We start from the raw sequence: 15,424 nt of genomic DNA, 5'->3' as shown, positions 1-15,424 counted from the left end.
CATTCGTCAAACTTGATTAGCCGATCTTTTCCGGCCGTCAGCCGGCGTCCTCCGGGTGCCGCTCCCCCGTCGCGTACGGGTTGTCCTGCCCCTCGGCGAGGACGCCGACGAAGGGATCGCCCTCTCCCTCGAAGGTGTAGGCCCCGCCCTCGATCCGCTCGATCAGCCCACGCGTCCAGTCGGCCTCCGCGTCGGCCGTGTGGAGCCACAGGTTCATGATCTCGCCGATGTGGCCCAGCTGGCCGGGGCCGTTCTCGGGCACGTAGTGCTCGGTGACGGCGCCACGCCATTCCTCGATGCGGCGGATGCGCTCCTTCAGCAGGGCCACCGCCTCGGCGCGCGGCAGGTCGACCATGAAGCCGATGGCCGCGGACTTGATGTCCATCTTCTGGTCGTAGCTGGTGAGCGCCTCGCGGACCATGCCGAGGTACTCCTCCACACCGAGGTCGGTGATCTCGTACTCGGTGCGCGGCGGGCCGCCCGCCGTGGAGGGGGCGATCTCGTGCGCGTGCAGCAGCCCTTGCTTCGCCATCTGCTTCAGCGCGTGGTAGATCGAGCCGGGCTTGGCGTTGGACCACTCGTGCGCACCCCAGTACTCCAGGTCGTTGCGCACCTGGTAGCCGTGGGCCCGTCCGTGCTGGCGGACGGCGCCCAGCACCAGGAGTCGGATCGCTGACATGCGGTCCACATTAGGGCGTGTCGCCGCTCCCGTTCCCGGCGAGGGCGACCAGCTCGAAGGCCGTCCTGCCGTCCAGCGACTCGCGGATGATGTCCGCGTGGCCCGCGTGGCGGGCGGTCTCCCGGATGAGGTGGAGGCACAGCCAGCGCATCGAGACGGTCCGCTCCGGGAACCACGGCTCGTCCGGGAGCTCGAAGGTGTCGTCCAGGCTGGGCACCGCGCGGACGAACACCTCCGTCTCGGCGGCGACCTGCTCCCAGTACGCCAGCTGCGAGGCGACGCTCTCGTCGCCGACGAGGCGGAAGGTCTCCTGCCAGTTGGTCGCGTCCCGCTTGACCGCCGGGGGCTCGCCCTTGGCCCGCGCGACCCAGCTCTGCTCCACCTCGGCGACGTGCTTGACCAGCCCGGCGAGGCTCAGCTCGCTGGCGCTGGGCGTGCTCGACGCCTGCTCGTCCGTGAGTCCCAGCACCGCCCGCCGGATGCCGCCGCGCTGCTCCGCCAGGAAGGAGAGCAGCGCGCCGCGCTCGTCGCCGGGGGTCTCCGCGCGCACGTGGGTGACCATGTCGACCGCCTTTCATCGGGGGGCTTTCGCCTGACACCGATGAAGGTAGGAGGCATCGCGGTCAGCTGCTGTCCTAAAGGCGGGGGCGGCCCGGAAATCCCTCAGAAGGGGAACCCGCTCCTGCCGTGCTGCACCGAGATCCACTTCAGGGTCGTGAACGCGTCCAGCGTCGACTCCCCGTTCAGACGGCCGACGCCCGAGTGCTTCTCGCCGCCGAAGGGGACGAGGGGTTCGTCGTGGACGGTGCCGTCGTTGACGTGAAACATGCCGGTGTCGACGCGCCGGGCGAAGCGGACGCCGCGTTCGACGTCGCCGGTGTGGACCGCCCCGCTGAGGCCGTACGGGGTGTCGTTGACCAGGCGTACGGCCTCCTCCTCGCCGTCGAAGGGGATGAGGAAGGCGACCGGGCCGAAGATCTCCTGGTGCAGCAGCGGGGAGCCGGCGGGTACGTCGGTGAGGACGGACGGCTCGACGAGGTTGTCCCGGACGGCGCCGCGCAGCAGCGCCGTGGCGCCCTCCGCGACCGCCTGCTCGACGGCGCCGGAGACGGACTCGGCCTGGGAGGCGTTGATGACCGGGCCGATGACGGTCTCCGGGTCGCGCGGGTCGCCCGCCTTCAGGGACTTCACCTTGGCGACGAACTTCTCGGTGAACTCGCCGGCGATCGAGCGGTCCACGAGGACGCGGTTGGCGGCCATGCAGACCTGGCCCTGGTGGACGTAGCGGGAGAAGACGGCCGCGTCGACGGCGTAGTCGACGTCGGCGTCGTCGAGGACCACCAGCGCGCTGTTGCCGCCGAGTTCGAGGATCGCCTGCTTGAACTGCCCGGCGCAGACCGTGGCGACATGGCGGCCCACCGTGTCGGAGCCGGTGAAGGAGATGACCTTCGGCACCGGGTGCTCGATGAAGGCGTCGCCTATCTCGGCGATGTCGGTGACGACCACGTTCAGCACACCGGCCGGCAGGCCCGCGTCCTCGAAGAGCTTCGCGACGAGGGTGCCGCCGAGGACCGGGGTGTCCTGGTGCGGCTTGAGGACGACGGCGTTGCCGAGGGCCAGCGCGGGCGCGACGGACTTCAGGGACAGCAGGAAGGGGAAGTTGAAGGGGCTGATGACGCCGACGACGCCGACCGGGACCCGGTAGAGGCGGTTCTCCTTGCCGGGGTCGGGCGAGGGGATCAGCCGGTCCTCACGGCGCGTCGCCAGGGCGGCCGCCTCGCGCAGGAACTCCTTGGCCAGGTGGAGTTCGAAGGCGGCCTTCACGCGGGTGCCGCCCAGTTCGGCGACGATCGCCTCGGCGATCTCCGCCTCGCGCTCCTCGACCAGGCGCAGCGTCTTCTCCAGCACCGCGCGGCGGGCGAAGGTGCCCGCGCGGTCCCACTCCGGCTGGACGCGGGCGGCGGCGCGGTAGGCCTGATCTATCTCGCCGGCCGTGGCTATGGTGATCGAGGCCAGCTTCTCGCCGTCGTACGGATTGAAGTCGATGATGTCCCAGGAGCCGGTGCCCGGACGCCACTCGCCGTCGATGTACTGCTGAGCCAGGTCGGTGAAGTAGGACGACATGTGATCCCTCAATCCCTGCCGCAGAAGCAGACGGACAGATGTGCCTGATCGCCCGTCATCCTACTGGCCGGTTCTCCAACTTGGCCTTGGAGTCAGGAGAGTTGGAGGAGACCCCTGAGGAGATCGCGGCTCTCCGCCGGTCCCGGGCTGTCGCGCTGCAGCTCCTTGAGGGCGCTCTCGTACTGGGCGACGTCCTCGTGCTTGTCCAGGTACAGGGCGCTGGTCAGCTGCTCGAGGTAGACCACGTCCGAGAGGTCGGACTCGGGGAAGCTGAGGATGGTGAAGGCGCCGCTCTCGCCGGAGTGCCCGCCGAAGCCGAACGGCATGATCTGCAGCCGGACGTTGGGCCGCTCGGAGATCTCGATGAGGTGCTGGAGCTGGCCGCGCATCACCTCGCGGTCGCCGTAGGGGCGGCGCAGGGCGGCCTCGTCCAGGACGATGTGGAAGTCGGGGGCGTTCTCCGCGACGAGGTGCTTCTGCCGCTCCAGGCGCAGCGCCACGCGGCGTTCGACGTCGGCCTCGCTCGCGCCCTTCATGCCGCGCCGCACCACCGCGCGGGCGTACTCCTCGGTCTGCAGCAGGCCGTGCACGAACTGCACCTCGTAGACGCGGATCAGGGACGCGGCGCCCTCCAGGCCGACGTAGGTCGGGAACCAGCTGGGCAGCACGTCGGAGTAACTGTGCCACCAGCCGGCGACATTGGCCTCGCGGGCGAGCGAGACGAGCGAGTTGCGCTCGGTCTCGTCCGTGATGCCGTACAGCGTCAGCAGGTCCTCGACGTCCCTCGTCTTGAAGCTCACCCGGCCCAGCTCCATCCGGCTGATCTTCGACTCGGACGCGCGGATGTGGTAGCCCGCCGCCTCGCGGGTGATGCCACGCGCCTCGCGCAGCCGCCTGAGTTGCGAGCCGAGCAGCATGCGCCGCACCACCGATCCGGGCTCTCCCGCGCTCACGTTCGCCAGCCTCCCCAACCGTCTTAGGGCCCGCAGTCTGCCACTAAATCACTCCGAGCTGTACTCGTCCGATTACACAGACGGAAAGAAGCCAAAGATTCCGGGCAGGGGCGCGCAGCCGGACGACCGGAAGGCGACCGGCGGACGACGAGAAGATGGCGGAAAAAATGGCCAAGAAGCGGTACGGGAGGGTCGATTTCGGTCGCGTGCACGTGCATCTGCCCTTGCATCTGCCCTGCGCATCCGAAACCATGGTCCCGCGCCACCGCTGCATCGCAACGACCGCGAATTCCGGGAGTGCCCCGCATGGCAACGAATGGATCGACCATGCTCGAGCCGTTACGGCAGGGCCTTCCCCCACTCGATCCCGCGGCCGTCTCCAGCGCCGCCTCCTGCGCCCTCCCCGCCCGCTACGAAGCGGTGGGTGACGCACGCCGGTTCACCCGCGGCACCCTCGACCAGTGGGGTCTCGGCGAACGGTTCGACGACGTCTGTCTGGTCGTCTCGGAACTCGTCACCAACGCCCTGCGGCACGCCCTGCCGGACACCGCGCGGGCGTCGGACCAGGACCCGCAGGTACGGCTGCACCTGATGCGCTGGACCGAGCGGCTGGTGTGCGCGGTGCGCGACCCGAGCAACGACAGCCCGGTCGCCCGTGAGGCGGACGACTTCTCGGCGGAGTCCGGCCGCGGGCTGTTCCTCGTGGACTCCTTCTGCGACAGCTGGGGCTGGCACCCGCTGGCCGGCACGCTCAGCGGCAAGGTGGTCTGGGCGCTGTTCCGGCTACAGCCCGCCGAGTGACGAACCGCGGCACGCGCGCGTGCCGCGGTTCTACGCGCGTCGCGGCGAAAAGCGGGGCCCGCTTCCGGAAATTCCGGCGGACCCGGTCCTCAGCCCGCCACCAGGTGGTCGAACTCGCCGTCCTTCACCCCGAGCAGCATGGCCTCGATCTCCGCCCGGGTGTACACGAGCGCGGGCCCGTCGGGGAAGTTGGAATTCCGTACGGCCACCCGCCCGCCCGGCAACCGGGCGAACTCCACACACGAACCCTGCGAGTTGCTGTGCCGACTCTTCTGCCAGGCCACACCGCGCAGCTCGGTGGCGGCCATGCCGTTGTACACGTCGTGGTCCACAGGTCGCTCCCCGGTGGTGCACTGGCTGTCTGGCCATAGGTGCAGTGGTCAACTGTGCCGGATCATAACCCTCTTCATCTGCAGTTGCATGAGCAGATGCACGTGCACGCGGGGTGTTCCCGTGACTACAACTTTGCCCCCGCTTTACCGGAGTGGTTCCGGTACTAGGAACAGACGCTCGCCAACAGCTTTGTGTTCCATTGAACTTCCGTGAACTTCCTTATTTCCCAGGAGATTTGACACGAACGCCGACGAGCCCCGCCTCCGGTGAGGCGGGGCTCGTCGCGCGGGGAGCGCGGGGAGCGCGGGGCAGGCGGGGCGTCAGCGACCGGCGTACGGCAGCAGGGCCATCTCGCGGGCGTTCTTGATCGCGCGGGCCAGCTGCCGCTGCTGCTGCGAACCGACCCGGGTGACACGGCGGCTGCGGATCTTGCCGCGGTCGGAGACGAACTTCCGCAGCAGATCGGTGTCCTTGTAGTCGACGTACGTCACCCCCGCCTCGTCCAGGGGGTTCGGCCGGTTCTTGGCGGGCTTGCGGTCGGGCTTGCGGGGCATGCGGGTTCAGACCTCCAGAAGGGTGTCGAAGGCGGGCGGCAGCCGCTTCCAGGCGTCCCGCCCGGCGGCGTACTCGGCGTCGGTCAGCAGACAGGACTCCAGCAGCCGCCGCAGGTTGTCGCGGTCGAGGCCGGGCGAGATGAAGACCAGGTGCTGGCAGCAGTCGCCGTGCTCGGGGTGCCAGTCGAGCGCGGCGGCGGCGCGGCGTATCGGCGGCAGCATCTCCCAGGCCGCGTCGGGCAGCGAGGCGAGCCACGGGCCGGCGCTCTCCACGCACAGCGCGCCGCCCGCCGCGTCCCAGTGCAGCAGGGTGTCCGGCCTGTCGGCGAGCCAGAACCGGCCCCGGCTGCGCGCGGCGGCGCAGGTCAGGTCCTCCAGCGCCTGGTAGAGCCGCTCCGGGTGGAAGGGGCGGCGCCGGTGCCAGACGAAGGTGGTCACGCCGTGCGCGTCGGCCTCGGCGGGCAGCAGCGCGCACGCCGGGTGCTGGGCGGCGGCGGCCGCCTCGACGTCGAAACCGGCGAGTGCGGCGCCCGCCAGGTCACCGTGGCCGATCGGGACCCGGCGGGCGGTCGGGTGCAGCTGGGCCAGCAGCTCGCGGTCCTCGTCGTCGGCCTCCTCGGAGTCGGCGACGGCGAGGACGGGGGCGTACTCCAGCTGGCGGGCGAAGGTGTCGGCGACGGTCCGCTGGTCGGTGGCGGCCGCGGCGAGCCCGGCCTCGGCGAGGTCGTCGCCGTTGCCGAGGTACGGCAGCAGCAGCGCCGGGTCGACGGCGGTGAGCACACCGGTGACGGTGAGGCCGCCGGCGGTGACGACCTCGGCCATCGCCTTCGGCTCCACGGAGTCCCACAGCTCGACGACCGCGAGCCGGGTGTCCCCGGCGTCGGCGAGGCTCCGCAGCTCGGGCACCAGGTCCTCGCGCAGGGCGCAGCACGCGCAGTCGTTGACCAGCGGCGCCTCACCGGCGTACCGGACGCCGTCGGCGTCCCGGACGGTGCGGACGACGGTGCCGGCCGCGGCCGTCGTCAGGTCGTGGTGGAGGGCGACGCTGCCGGGGACGTCGGCGAGCAGCCGCGCGACGGCCGCCTTGCGGGCGTCGGAGTGCAGCCCGCCGACGATCACGACGGAGAGGTCGGACACGGTGTCAGCTCCGCTTCCCGTACCGGCGCTCGAAGCGCTCGACGCGGCCGGCGGTGTCCAGGACGCGGGCCGTGCCCGTGTAGAAGGGGTGGCTGACGTGGGAGATCTCGACGTCGACGACCGGGTAGGTGTTGCCGTCCTCCCACTCGATGGTCTTGTCGCTCGTCATCGTCGAGCGGGTCAGGAAGGCGTAGTCGGCGGCGCGGTCGCGGAAGACGACGGGGCCGTAGTCGGGGTGGATTCCCTGGCGCACGGCTGCTCAGCGCTCCTCTCGGAAGTCGACGTGCCGGCCGGCGACCGGGTCGTACTTGCGCAGGGTCATACGGTCCGGGTCGTTACGGCGGTTCTTGCGGGTGACGTAGGTGTAGCCGGTGCCGGCGGTGGACCGGAGCTTGATGACCGGGCGGAGTTCGTTGCGTGCCATGCTGCTATGTTACTGAAAATGAATTCCATTACGAACTCGATCGAGGAGAGGTGCGTCACCCCGTGTCCGCCCACTGCATGCTGACCGGCACCCGGCCCGGCTTCGGCAACCGCGTCTCGCACTCACACCGGCGCACCCCGCGCCGCTTCGACCCCAACGTCCAGTCCAAGCGGTACTGGCTGCCGAGCGAGAACCGGTACGTCCGGCTGCGGCTGAGCACCAAGGGGATCAAGACCGTCGACACGATCGGGATCGAGGCCGCCGTGGCCCGGATCCGCGCGCGGGGGGTGCGGGTCTGATGGCGAAGAAGAGCAAGATCGCGAAGAACGCGAAACGGCAGGAGACCGTCGCGCGGTACGCCGCGCGGCGCGCCGAACTGAAGGAGATCATCCGCCGGCCGTCCACCAGCGACGCGGAACGGCGGGCCGCGCAGGCCGAGTTGCGCGCGCAGCCACGGGACGCGAGCGCCACCCGCGTGCGCAACCGGGACCAGGTGGACGGGCGCCCGCGCGGCTACCTCCGGGCGTTCGGGCTGTCGCGGGTGTCGCTGCGGGAGCAGGCGCACGCGGGGTATCTGCCGGGGGTCCGGAAGTCCTCCTGGTAGTTCCTACTTCCTGGTAGCTTGCTGGGGCGTACCGTCCGGTCTGATCCCTGGGGGGCTCGCAGTGACTTCGGCGACGTACGCGCGCGGGGCGCGCGGGCGGACACGGATCTCGGCCATGGCCGCGGCCGCGGGGCTGGGCGGCGTGCTGCTGCTGAGCGCGTGCAGTGACGACGGCGGCTCCGAGGACGCGGTCACGCCCACCTCCTCGGCGTCCGCCCCCGCCTCGCCATCCGCCTCCGCCCCCGAGAGCGCGGGGCCGTCCGGCGCCGGACGCGCGGAGCTGCAGGGCAGCTGGCTCGCCACCACCGGCGGGCAGGCCGTGGCCCTGGTGATCACCGGCGACGACGCCGGGCTGTTCGCCAGCAGGGGCGCGGTGTGCAGCGGGCAGGTCGGCGAGGCGGCCGGAAAGCCGACGATCCGGCTGCGCTGCGGCGGCGGGGACGAGGAGCGGGGCACCGGGACGGTCGACTCCGCCACGGCGACCGCGCTGGAGGTGACCTGGGAGGGCACGGTGGGCACCGAGACGTACACCAAGGCGGAGGGCGGCAAACTGCCGTCGGGGTTGCCCACGGCGCCGTAGCGCCCGCCGGCGGTTGGGGCGGGGCCGGTCAGCCGACTGCTTCCCGGTCGCCGTCCAGGGCGTCGGACAGCTCGGTCAGACAGGCCAGCATCAGGTGGGCCGCCTGACGGACGTAGAGGGCTTCGCCCGCGGGGTCCGTCGGGGACGGGTCCGGGACAGCGGGCTGCTCCGGTTTGGGCGGCGAGTCCGTCCAGGACGGGTCTTCGAGGGTCGCCCGTACGGTGTCCCAGTCGGGGACGCGGCGGTCGCGTACCGCCTTCGCGCCGTGGGCCGTGGCCTTGCGCAGGGCGTCGGCGAGACGGGCGGCGGGTGGGAGCGGCGGGGCCGCGTGGTCCGGAAGGTGGGCCTCCAGGAGCATCGCCACGCGGCCCATCTGGGTCAGCGCCTCCTCGGCGTCGTCCGCCGTGACCCGGGACAGACCGCGATGGCGTACGGGTTCGCTCTCCGCGCGGGCGACCGCCGTGTGCCAGGCGGCACGGGCCGCGCGGGCGGTGAGCAGGGCCGCACGGATGTCGTCGGCGGAGGTGTTCGCGGGGTCCGCGTGGTGGCGCAGGACCGCGGCGGCGTACCCGCCCTGGGCGGCCAGCCAGTCGGCGAGACGGGTGCGCAGGCGCGGTGTCTCCCACGCCGGGTAGACGGCGTACGAGAGCATCGCCAGCAGCCCGCCCAGCAGGGTGAGCAGCACGCGTTCGGGCCCGGTCCGGGTCCACTGCTCGCCCGCCATGCCGAGCAGGAAGACGACGTACGCCCCGATGCAGGCCTGCGCGGCGAACTGGCCCATGCGCATCACGAGGTACAGCAGGGCGGCGCTGACCACGGCGAGCGCGGCGGACAGCCAGACGCCGGGGTGGGTGAGCTGCACGATGGCGGTGGCGACGGCGACGCCGAGGACCGTGCCGGCCAGGCGGGCCACCGCGCGGCTGTACGTCTGGGAGAAGTCCGGGCGCATGACCATGACCGCGGTGAGGGGCGCCCAGTAGCCGTGGCCCAGGGGGAGGGCGGTGCCGAGGAGGTAGCCGGTGGTGGCGACCGCGGTGACCCGGACGGCGTGCCGGGTGATCGGCGAGTCGTGGCGCAGCCGCAGTTCGTCGCGCATCGCCCGCAGTACGACGGGGACGAGGCGCGGCAGGGTGGGGCGCGGCAGATGGGGGGCCGGTTCGGCTGCGGGGTTCGCGCGTCCGCCCCGTCGGGGCTCCGCTTCCGCGGTCTCCACCACGTCCGCCAGCAGGCGGGCCAGCCGGGTGGCCGCGCGCTGCGGCGGGCCGGTGAGGACCGCGCCGGTGTCGGGGGTGCGCAGGGCGGCGGTGGCGGGGGCGGGGAGGGTGACGGGCGTGCCGTGGCGGACGGCGTGGGCGGCGGCGTCGAGGACGGTGGCCGCGGCGGCGAGGAGTTCGCGGACCCGGTCGCGGGCGCGGCCCTCCGGCGGGACGCCGAGCGCCGGGTCGGCCAGGGAGGCGAGGACCGGGCGGATCCGTTCGGCGAGGCCGCGGGTGCCGTGCAGTTCGGCGGGGCGTCGGCGGGCCTGGCGCGGGGTGACGGCGGCGGCGTTCCGGGCCTCCATCAGCGGGAGCGGGTCGAAGGGGGCGACCGGGTCGTGGCGCAGGCGGCGGGCGTAGTCGGCCTCGGCGGCCAGGGCGTCGGCGAGCGCGTCGCGGTGCGGGCCCCAGCGGCGGACCGGGAACAGGACGATGAGCGCCGCCTGCACGGCTCCGCCGGCGATCATCATCACGGCGTGCGCGGCCGCCTGGGCGACGGAGGCCGGCAGGGTGACCGTCACCAGCATCATCGCCACGTTGGAGGAGGCGATCAGGCCGGTCGTGGGGCCCGCGGCCCAGCTCAGGCCGGCGGCGAAGGTCCATACGGCGAGCAGGGCGAGGAACAGGGCCAGGTGCGGGATGGTGAGGTAGCCGAGGAAGGTCGAGACGGCGAGACTGGTGCCGGAGGCCAGCGCCAGCTCCGGGCGTGGCCGCCAGCTGCGCTGGAAGGTGGCGATCGCCGCCTGCAGCGCCCCGAACGCCGAGCTGGCCGCCGCCTCCGGGCCGAGCGCCCACAGACTCACCCCGATGGTGATCGCCAGCCCGACCGCGCCGCGCAGCGCGATCAGCGGTTCCAGGGGCTTGCGTTGCACGACGAGCCCCGAGCGCGCGGTCTGCCTCAGCGCCCGGAACCAGCTCATTCCGTCAGCGTACGGGACATAAAGGGCGGGCTGTGGGTGGGGTGGCCGCACGGCGAGCGCACCGCCGTGGGTGATGATCTCTCCGGCACCGTCACCGTCCCAGGGAGTCCGCTCATGCGCGCCAAGTCGTTCACCGCCACCACCGGCACCGTCGTCGGCGCGCTCGCCGCCGCGCTCGTGCTGTCCGGGTGCGGCGGGGAAGCGGAGGAGAGCCGCGAACAGGAGACGGGCGGCGGCGGTGTCTGCGCCGGTGCGGACATCGGGGTCGAGTACGGACCGGTGGACGCCGCGCCGGCCGCCGGGGACACCGGCAACGTGACCGTGACGCTCACCAACCGGGCGGGCGCCCCGTGCACGCTGGACGGTTTCCCGGCGGTCGAGTTGGCGGCCGGGGACACCTCCGTCGCCGTGCGGCCGGACGACGCCGCGTCGGCGCGGAAGCTGACCCTCGCGGAGGGCGGCACCGCGCTGTTCACGCTCACCTACACGCGCGGAGAGGCCGGCGGGGAGCGGTCCCTGGCGGTGCGGACGCTGAAGGTCGGCCTGCCGGACGACACGGTGACGCACGATCTCCCGTGGTCGTACGGCGAGGTCGCGCTGAAGGGCGAGGCGGAGGCGGAGGCCTCGGTCGGCCCCTTCCAGCAGCCCGTCGGGGACTGACGCCGGGGGCGTCAGCCGAGGCGGCGGCGGTGCTTCATCTGCGCCCGGTCCGCCGCGCGGGCGCCCTCGCTCCAGCCCGCCGCGTCGCTGACGCCGCGCAGCCGGGTCGTGGTGGTCTCCGGGAACATGCGCTCCGCGCGGTCGGTGACCGCGACGTCGCGGGAGGCGAGGACGGGGAGCAGATCGTCGGTCACCTGCGTCTCGGCGGCGGCCGCGAGGCGGGTGCCGATGCGGTGGGCGTAGGCGGCGAGGAAGGACTGCCGGAACGTTTTCGTGCGCTTGCGGCCGCCCTTGCGCTGCGCCGCCTCCGCCTTCGTCATCGCCGTCGTGGCCTGCACGAGCAGTGAGGTGTAGAGCAGTTCGACGACCTCCAGGTCCGCGTCGAAGCCGACGACCGTGGAGAAGCCGAGGGGTTCGTTCCACACCGCCCGGCAGTGGTTCGCGGTGGCCACCGCGTCCAGCAGGACCGCCTTGGCCTGCTCGTACGGCGCCTCCACACCGATCCGGCAGGCGCCGGGCGCGTCGGCGGCGGCAGCCGGGGAGCGGGCGGCGAGCAGCGCCTCGTCGATGCTGTGCCGGGCCATCAGCTCCTGCGCCTTGGCGCTCAGCGCCTCCGCCTCCTCCGGGTAGCCGGTCGCCTCCGCCTTGGCGAGCAGCGCGCGGATCCGGGCGAGCATGCGGGACTCGGCGGGCGCGTCCCGGCGTACCGGCTCGTGCTCGTCGAGGGGTTCGAGGGCCGGCAGCCGCAGCAGGAGCCGGTACAGCTCCAGGAGGGCGGTCGCGCGCGAGAAGCGGTCCGCGCGGGGCGGCTCTCCGGCGGGCAGGCCGTCGAGCTGGGCGGCCCAGCGGCGGCCGCGCGGGCGGTCGTCGGGGGCCTGCGCGCGGATCAGCTCCGCCACGAGGTGCACATGGACGTCGTCCAGTTCCCGGCGCACGATCCGTACGACGTCGGCGGGCTGCCAGCCGCGCCGCCAGGCCGCGGCGACGAACTCCCGGCCGCGCCGCCCGAGTTCCGCGTCGGCGTCCGGGTCGGCGGCGAGCAGGGACGCGCCGGTGTCGAGGCCGGTGTCGTCGGCGGCGTAGAGGGCGGCTTCGAAGGCGCGGTCGACGGTGCTGGGCGTACTCACCCGCCGATGGTGTCACGCGCGGGTCGGGACCCTCACGCGCGCGTGGGGACCTCGTTCCGTCTCACTCCCCGGAATTCGGTCGCCCGCGCGGGAGGGCTGTTTCGAGCATGGACCCATGGTGGACATGCATCTGTACGCGGCGTTCCTGATCGCCGCCTTCGCGCTCTGTGTCACTCCGGGACCCGACATGATGTTCATCGTCGCCGTGGGCGGGAGAGGCGGGCCAGCGGCGGGGGTGATGGCCGCGTTCGGGGTGGCCTGCGCGATGCTCGTGCACGCGGTGGCCGCGGCACTGGGCCTGTCGGCGCTGTTCACGACGCTGCCGACGCTGTATCACGTGCTGCGCTGGGCGGGGGCGGCGTATCTGCTGTATCTCGCGGTGAAGGCGTTCCGGGACCGTTCGGTGCCCGGTGAGGAGGGCTCGCCGGGGGCCGGGGCGGGGCTGCGGCGGGCGTTCTGGCAGGGCGCGATCACCAATCTGCTCAATCCGAAGGTGATCCTGTTCAACGTGGCGTTCCTGCCGCAGTTCGTGGACCCGGACCTGGGCCATGTGCCGGGGCAGTTCATGGTGCTCGGGGTGACGATCGTGGTCATGGGCTTCGCGGTGGACGGCACGATCGGGCTGCTGTCCGGGAAGCTCTCGGCGCTGCTGCGGCGCAGCCGGCGGGTGGCGCGCGGGCTGAACGTCTTCAGCGGGACGGTGTTCACGGCACTCGCCGTCAGGCTGTCAACCGAAGGTTGACAGTCCCAGGAGCGCAACCTACGGTTGACACATGACGACGAACTCCAAGATCACGTCATCCGTACGCCTCGACGACCTCATCGAGGCCATCAAGACGGTCCACGACCAGCCCCTGGACCAGCTCCAGGACGCGGTCATCGCCGCGGAACACCTCGGCGACATCGCGGACCACCTGATCGGCCACTTCGTGGACCAGGCCCGGCGTTCCGGCGCGTCCTGGACGGACATCGGCAAGAGCATGGGTGTCACCCGGCAGGCGGCACAGAAGCGGTTCGTGCCGAAGGAGTCGGCGGACCTGGACCCCAGCCAGGGCTTCAGCCGCTACACCCCGCGCGCGCGGAACGTCGTCGTGGCCGCCCACAACGAGGCCATCGCCGCCCGCAACGCCGAGGGCCGGCCGGAGCACCTGATCCTCGGGCTGCTCGCCGAGCCGGAGGGCCTGGCCGCCCACGCGATCACCGCGCAGGGCGTCACCCTGGACGAGGTGCGCCAGGCCGCGACGGCGGCGCTGCCGCCCGCCGCGGACGAGGTCCCCGACCTCGTGCCCTACGGCCCCGACGCCAAGAAGGCGCTGGAGCTGACCTTCCGCGAGGCGCTGCGCCTCGGCCACAACTACATCGGCACCGAGCACCTGCTGCTCGCCCTGCTCGAGTTCGAGAACGGCGAGGGCCCGCTCTCCGGCCTCGGCATCACCAAGGAGAAGGCCGAGCAGTACGTCACCGAGCTGCTCGCCCGGTTCCTGAAGACGAACAAGGGCGCCGGCGCGGAAGACGGCGAGGGCGGCGCGGAGGCCTGACACCGGGCCGTTGTCAGACCCGGGTGCCACACTCGCTTGCATGACCGACCGGTGGGCGCTCGCAGCGGCCGAGGGCGGCGGCGTGGAGCTCGCCCCCCTCGGCCCGGACGGGCTGCCCTCCGGGCCGGTGCTGCGGGAGGCGGACCTGGCGCGGGCCGTGCGGGAGCGGCCCGAGGTGACGCGCTGGGTGTGGCGGTCCACCCACGAGGTCTATCCGCGTCTGCTCGCCACGGGGGTGCGAGTGGAGCGGTGCTACGACATCGAGGACGCCGAAACCCTCCTCCTGGGCCACGAGGGGCGGTACGGCGAGCCGCGTTCGGCCGCCGCCGCCCTGGCCCGGCTGCGCGGCGGGCCCGTCCCGCCGGATCCGCCGCAACGCGCGGCGGAACCCGGCGCGCAGTCCCCGCTCTTCGAACCGCAGGACCGCCCGCTGCCCCTGGCCGACCTGCTCGCCGTCTACGCCGAGCAGCAGCGGCGGCACGACCGTACGGCCCACCCGGACCGGATGCGGCTGCTGACGGCCGCCGAGTCGGCGGGCATGCTGGTGGCCGCCGAGATGAACCGCGCGGGACTGCCGTGGAGTACGGACGTCCACCGCGCGGTGCTGCACGACCTGCTCGGCGAGCGGTACGCGGGCGGCGGCGAGCCCCGGCGCCTCGCCGAGCTGGCCGACGAGGTGTCCGCCGCGTTCGGGCGGCGGGTGCGGCCCGACCTGCCCGCCGACGTCGTCAAGGCGTTCGCGCAGGCCGGGATCAAGATCAGGTCCACCCGCCGGTGGGAGCTCGAGTCCGTCGACCACCCGGCCGTGAAACCGCTGCTGGAGTACAAGAAGCTGTACCGGATCTGGGTCGCCCACGGCTGGTCCTGGCTCCAGGACTGGGTGCGCGACGGGCGGTTCCGGCCCGAGTTCCTCGCGGGCGGCACCGTCACCGGGCGCTGGGTCACCAACGGCGGGGGCGGCCTGCAGATCCCCAAGGTGATCCGCCGGGCCGTCGTCGCCGACCCCGGCTGGCGGCTGGTCGTCGCCGACGCCGACCAGATGGAACCGCGCGTGCTCGCCGCGATCTCCCGCGACCCCGGTCTGATGGAGGTCGCGGGCCGCGAGAGCGACCTCTACCAGTCGGTCTCCGACCGCGCCTTCTCCGGCGACCGCGCCCAGGCCAAGCTCGCGGTGCTCGGCGCGGTCTACGGACAGACCTCCGGGGACGGCCTGAAGAACCTCGCCGCGCTCCGCCGCCGCTTCCCCAGGGCCGTGGCGTACGTCGACGACGCCGCCCGCGCCGGTGAGGAGGGGCGGCTGGTGCGCACCTGGCTCGGCCGGACCTGCCCGCCGGCGGCCCGCACGGGCGACGACGCGGCGGAGGAGGCCGGCATCCCGGCGCCGGACGAGGACGGTGACGACCGGCAGTGGGTGCCGGGCTACGCCTCGACCGACGCCCGCGCCCGCGGCCGGTTCGCCCGCAACTTCGTGGTCCAGGGCAGCGCCGCCGACTGGGCGCTGCTGCTGCTCGCCGCGCTGCGCAGGGCCTGCGCCGGCCTGGCGGCCGAGCTGGTCTTCTTCCAGCACGACGAGGTGATCGTGCACTGCCCCGAGGAGGAGGCGGAGACGGTCGTCGCGGCGATCCGGGAGGCGTCGGAGCTGGCGGGGCGGCTGACGTTCGGGGAGACGCCGGTGCGGTTCCCGTTCACCACGGCGGTGGTGGAGTGCTATGCCGACGCCAAGTGACCGGCCGG

General features: G+C 72.9%; 19 protein-coding genes. 8 read left to right on the top strand and 11 right to left on the bottom strand.

What is annotated here, in order from left to right; translation table 11 throughout:
• Nucleotides 1-37: 37 nt before the first annotated feature.
• From AMK31_RS27220 to AMK31_RS27205, 4 genes are all read right to left on the bottom strand, one after another.
• On the bottom strand, nucleotides 38-679 hold the full coding sequence (locus AMK31_RS27220; RefSeq protein ID WP_073943374.1) for a PadR family transcriptional regulator: 642 nt from the start codon (nucleotides 677-679) through the stop codon (nucleotides 38-40).
• Nucleotides 680-689: 10 nt separating this feature from the next.
• A complete protein-coding gene (locus tag AMK31_RS27215) occupies nucleotides 690-1,241 on the bottom strand; it encodes a DinB family protein (RefSeq protein ID WP_073943289.1) in 552 nt (183 codons plus the stop codon).
• Between the two features lie 101 nt (nucleotides 1,242-1,342).
• Nucleotides 1,343-2,803 carry an aldehyde dehydrogenase family protein gene (locus AMK31_RS27210; RefSeq protein ID WP_073943288.1) on the bottom strand — a complete coding sequence of 487 codons (1,461 nt, stop codon included), beginning with the start codon at nucleotides 2,801-2,803 and terminating at the stop codon, nucleotides 1,343-1,345.
• A gap of 92 nt (nucleotides 2,804-2,895) precedes the next feature.
• Complete coding sequence (locus AMK31_RS27205; protein ID WP_073943373.1) at nucleotides 2,896-3,720, bottom strand: helix-turn-helix domain-containing protein; 825 nt, start codon at nucleotides 3,718-3,720, stop codon at nucleotides 2,896-2,898.
• A gap of 363 nt (nucleotides 3,721-4,083) precedes the next feature.
• Between AMK31_RS27205 and AMK31_RS27195 the strand changes: the two genes are divergently transcribed.
• The gene (locus AMK31_RS27195) at nucleotides 4,084-4,557 is read left to right on the top strand and encodes an ATP-binding protein (protein ID WP_241842733.1); all 474 of its coding nucleotides are present in this window, start codon (nucleotides 4,084-4,086) and stop codon (nucleotides 4,555-4,557) included.
• Between the two features lie 89 nt (nucleotides 4,558-4,646).
• Here AMK31_RS27195 and AMK31_RS27190 read toward each other — a convergent pair whose 3' ends face one another.
• The 5 genes from AMK31_RS27190 to rpmG form a co-directional block, all read right to left on the bottom strand.
• Nucleotides 4,647-4,865, bottom strand: a complete 219-nt coding sequence (locus AMK31_RS27190) for a DUF397 domain-containing protein (protein ID WP_073943372.1) — start codon at nucleotides 4,863-4,865, stop codon at nucleotides 4,647-4,649.
• A gap of 345 nt (nucleotides 4,866-5,210) precedes the next feature.
• Entirely contained in the window at nucleotides 5,211-5,444 is a 234-nt protein-coding gene (rpsR, locus tag AMK31_RS27185) for a 30S ribosomal protein S18 (protein ID WP_073943285.1), read from the bottom strand.
• A 6-nt stretch (nucleotides 5,445-5,450) separates the two neighbouring features.
• Nucleotides 5,451-6,581, bottom strand: coding sequence for a CobW family GTP-binding protein (locus AMK31_RS27180; protein ID WP_073943284.1), 1,131 nt, complete (start codon nucleotides 6,579-6,581; stop codon nucleotides 5,451-5,453).
• Between the two features lie 4 nt (nucleotides 6,582-6,585).
• Complete coding sequence (locus AMK31_RS27175) at nucleotides 6,586-6,834, bottom strand: type B 50S ribosomal protein L31 (RefSeq protein ID WP_073943283.1); 249 nt, start codon at nucleotides 6,832-6,834, stop codon at nucleotides 6,586-6,588.
• Between the two features lie 6 nt (nucleotides 6,835-6,840).
• Nucleotides 6,841-7,005: a 50S ribosomal protein L33 gene (gene rpmG / locus AMK31_RS27170; RefSeq protein ID WP_030573688.1), complete on the bottom strand. Its 165-nt coding sequence runs from the start codon at nucleotides 7,003-7,005 to the stop codon at nucleotides 6,841-6,843.
• Nucleotides 7,006-7,067: 62 nt separating this feature from the next.
• Between rpmG and rpmB the strand changes: the two genes are divergently transcribed.
• The 3 genes from rpmB to AMK31_RS40745 all read left to right on the top strand — a co-directional run bounded on the left by rpmB (nucleotide 7,068) and on the right by AMK31_RS40745 (nucleotide 8,189).
• The gene (rpmB, locus tag AMK31_RS27165; protein ID WP_073943282.1) at nucleotides 7,068-7,304 is read left to right on the top strand and encodes a 50S ribosomal protein L28; all 237 of its coding nucleotides are present in this window, start codon (nucleotides 7,068-7,070) and stop codon (nucleotides 7,302-7,304) included.
• On the top strand, nucleotides 7,304-7,609 hold the full coding sequence (gene rpsN / locus AMK31_RS27160; protein ID WP_073943281.1) for a 30S ribosomal protein S14: 306 nt from the start codon (nucleotides 7,304-7,306) through the stop codon (nucleotides 7,607-7,609). The genes rpmB and rpsN overlap by 1 nt, the downstream gene beginning before the upstream one ends.
• A gap of 115 nt (nucleotides 7,610-7,724) precedes the next feature.
• The gene (locus AMK31_RS40745) at nucleotides 7,725-8,189 is read left to right on the top strand and encodes a hypothetical protein (RefSeq protein WP_079186943.1); all 465 of its coding nucleotides are present in this window, start codon (nucleotides 7,725-7,727) and stop codon (nucleotides 8,187-8,189) included.
• Between the two features lie 28 nt (nucleotides 8,190-8,217).
• On the opposite strand, the gene AMK31_RS27150 is transcribed toward AMK31_RS40745, so the two are convergent.
• On the bottom strand, nucleotides 8,218-10,365 hold the full coding sequence (locus AMK31_RS27150; protein WP_073943279.1) for an FUSC family protein: 2,148 nt from the start codon (nucleotides 10,363-10,365) through the stop codon (nucleotides 8,218-8,220).
• A 114-nt stretch (nucleotides 10,366-10,479) separates the two neighbouring features.
• On the opposite strand from AMK31_RS27150, the gene AMK31_RS27145 reads away from it, so the two are divergent.
• Nucleotides 10,480-11,025: a DUF4232 domain-containing protein gene (locus tag AMK31_RS27145; protein ID WP_073943278.1), complete on the top strand. Its 546-nt coding sequence runs from the start codon at nucleotides 10,480-10,482 to the stop codon at nucleotides 11,023-11,025.
• 11 nt (nucleotides 11,026-11,036) lie between these two features.
• Here AMK31_RS27145 and AMK31_RS27140 read toward each other — a convergent pair whose 3' ends face one another.
• Nucleotides 11,037-12,152: a DUF2786 domain-containing protein gene (locus AMK31_RS27140; protein WP_073943277.1), complete on the bottom strand. Its 1,116-nt coding sequence runs from the start codon at nucleotides 12,150-12,152 to the stop codon at nucleotides 11,037-11,039.
• Nucleotides 12,153-12,267: 115 nt separating this feature from the next.
• On the opposite strand from AMK31_RS27140, the gene AMK31_RS27135 reads away from it, so the two are divergent.
• The 3 genes from AMK31_RS27135 to AMK31_RS27125 are packed head-to-tail and all read left to right on the top strand — an operon-like array spanning nucleotide 12,268 to nucleotide 15,416.
• Nucleotides 12,268-12,894: a LysE family translocator gene (locus AMK31_RS27135; RefSeq protein ID WP_073943276.1), complete on the top strand. Its 627-nt coding sequence runs from the start codon at nucleotides 12,268-12,270 to the stop codon at nucleotides 12,892-12,894.
• Between the two features lie 31 nt (nucleotides 12,895-12,925).
• Nucleotides 12,926-13,690, top strand: a complete 765-nt coding sequence (locus AMK31_RS27130; protein WP_073943275.1) for a Clp protease N-terminal domain-containing protein — start codon at nucleotides 12,926-12,928, stop codon at nucleotides 13,688-13,690.
• 40 nt (nucleotides 13,691-13,730) lie between these two features.
• A complete protein-coding gene (locus AMK31_RS27125) occupies nucleotides 13,731-15,416 on the top strand; it encodes a bifunctional 3'-5' exonuclease/DNA polymerase (RefSeq protein ID WP_073943274.1) in 1,686 nt (561 codons plus the stop codon).
• The last annotated feature ends 8 nt before the right edge of the window (nucleotides 15,417-15,424 follow it).

Source organism: Streptomyces sp. TSRI0107, from assembly GCF_001905845.1.
Taxonomy (GTDB): domain Bacteria; phylum Actinomycetota; class Actinomycetes; order Streptomycetales; family Streptomycetaceae; genus Streptomyces.
This window is presented reverse-complemented; position numbering and strand designations above follow the sequence as displayed.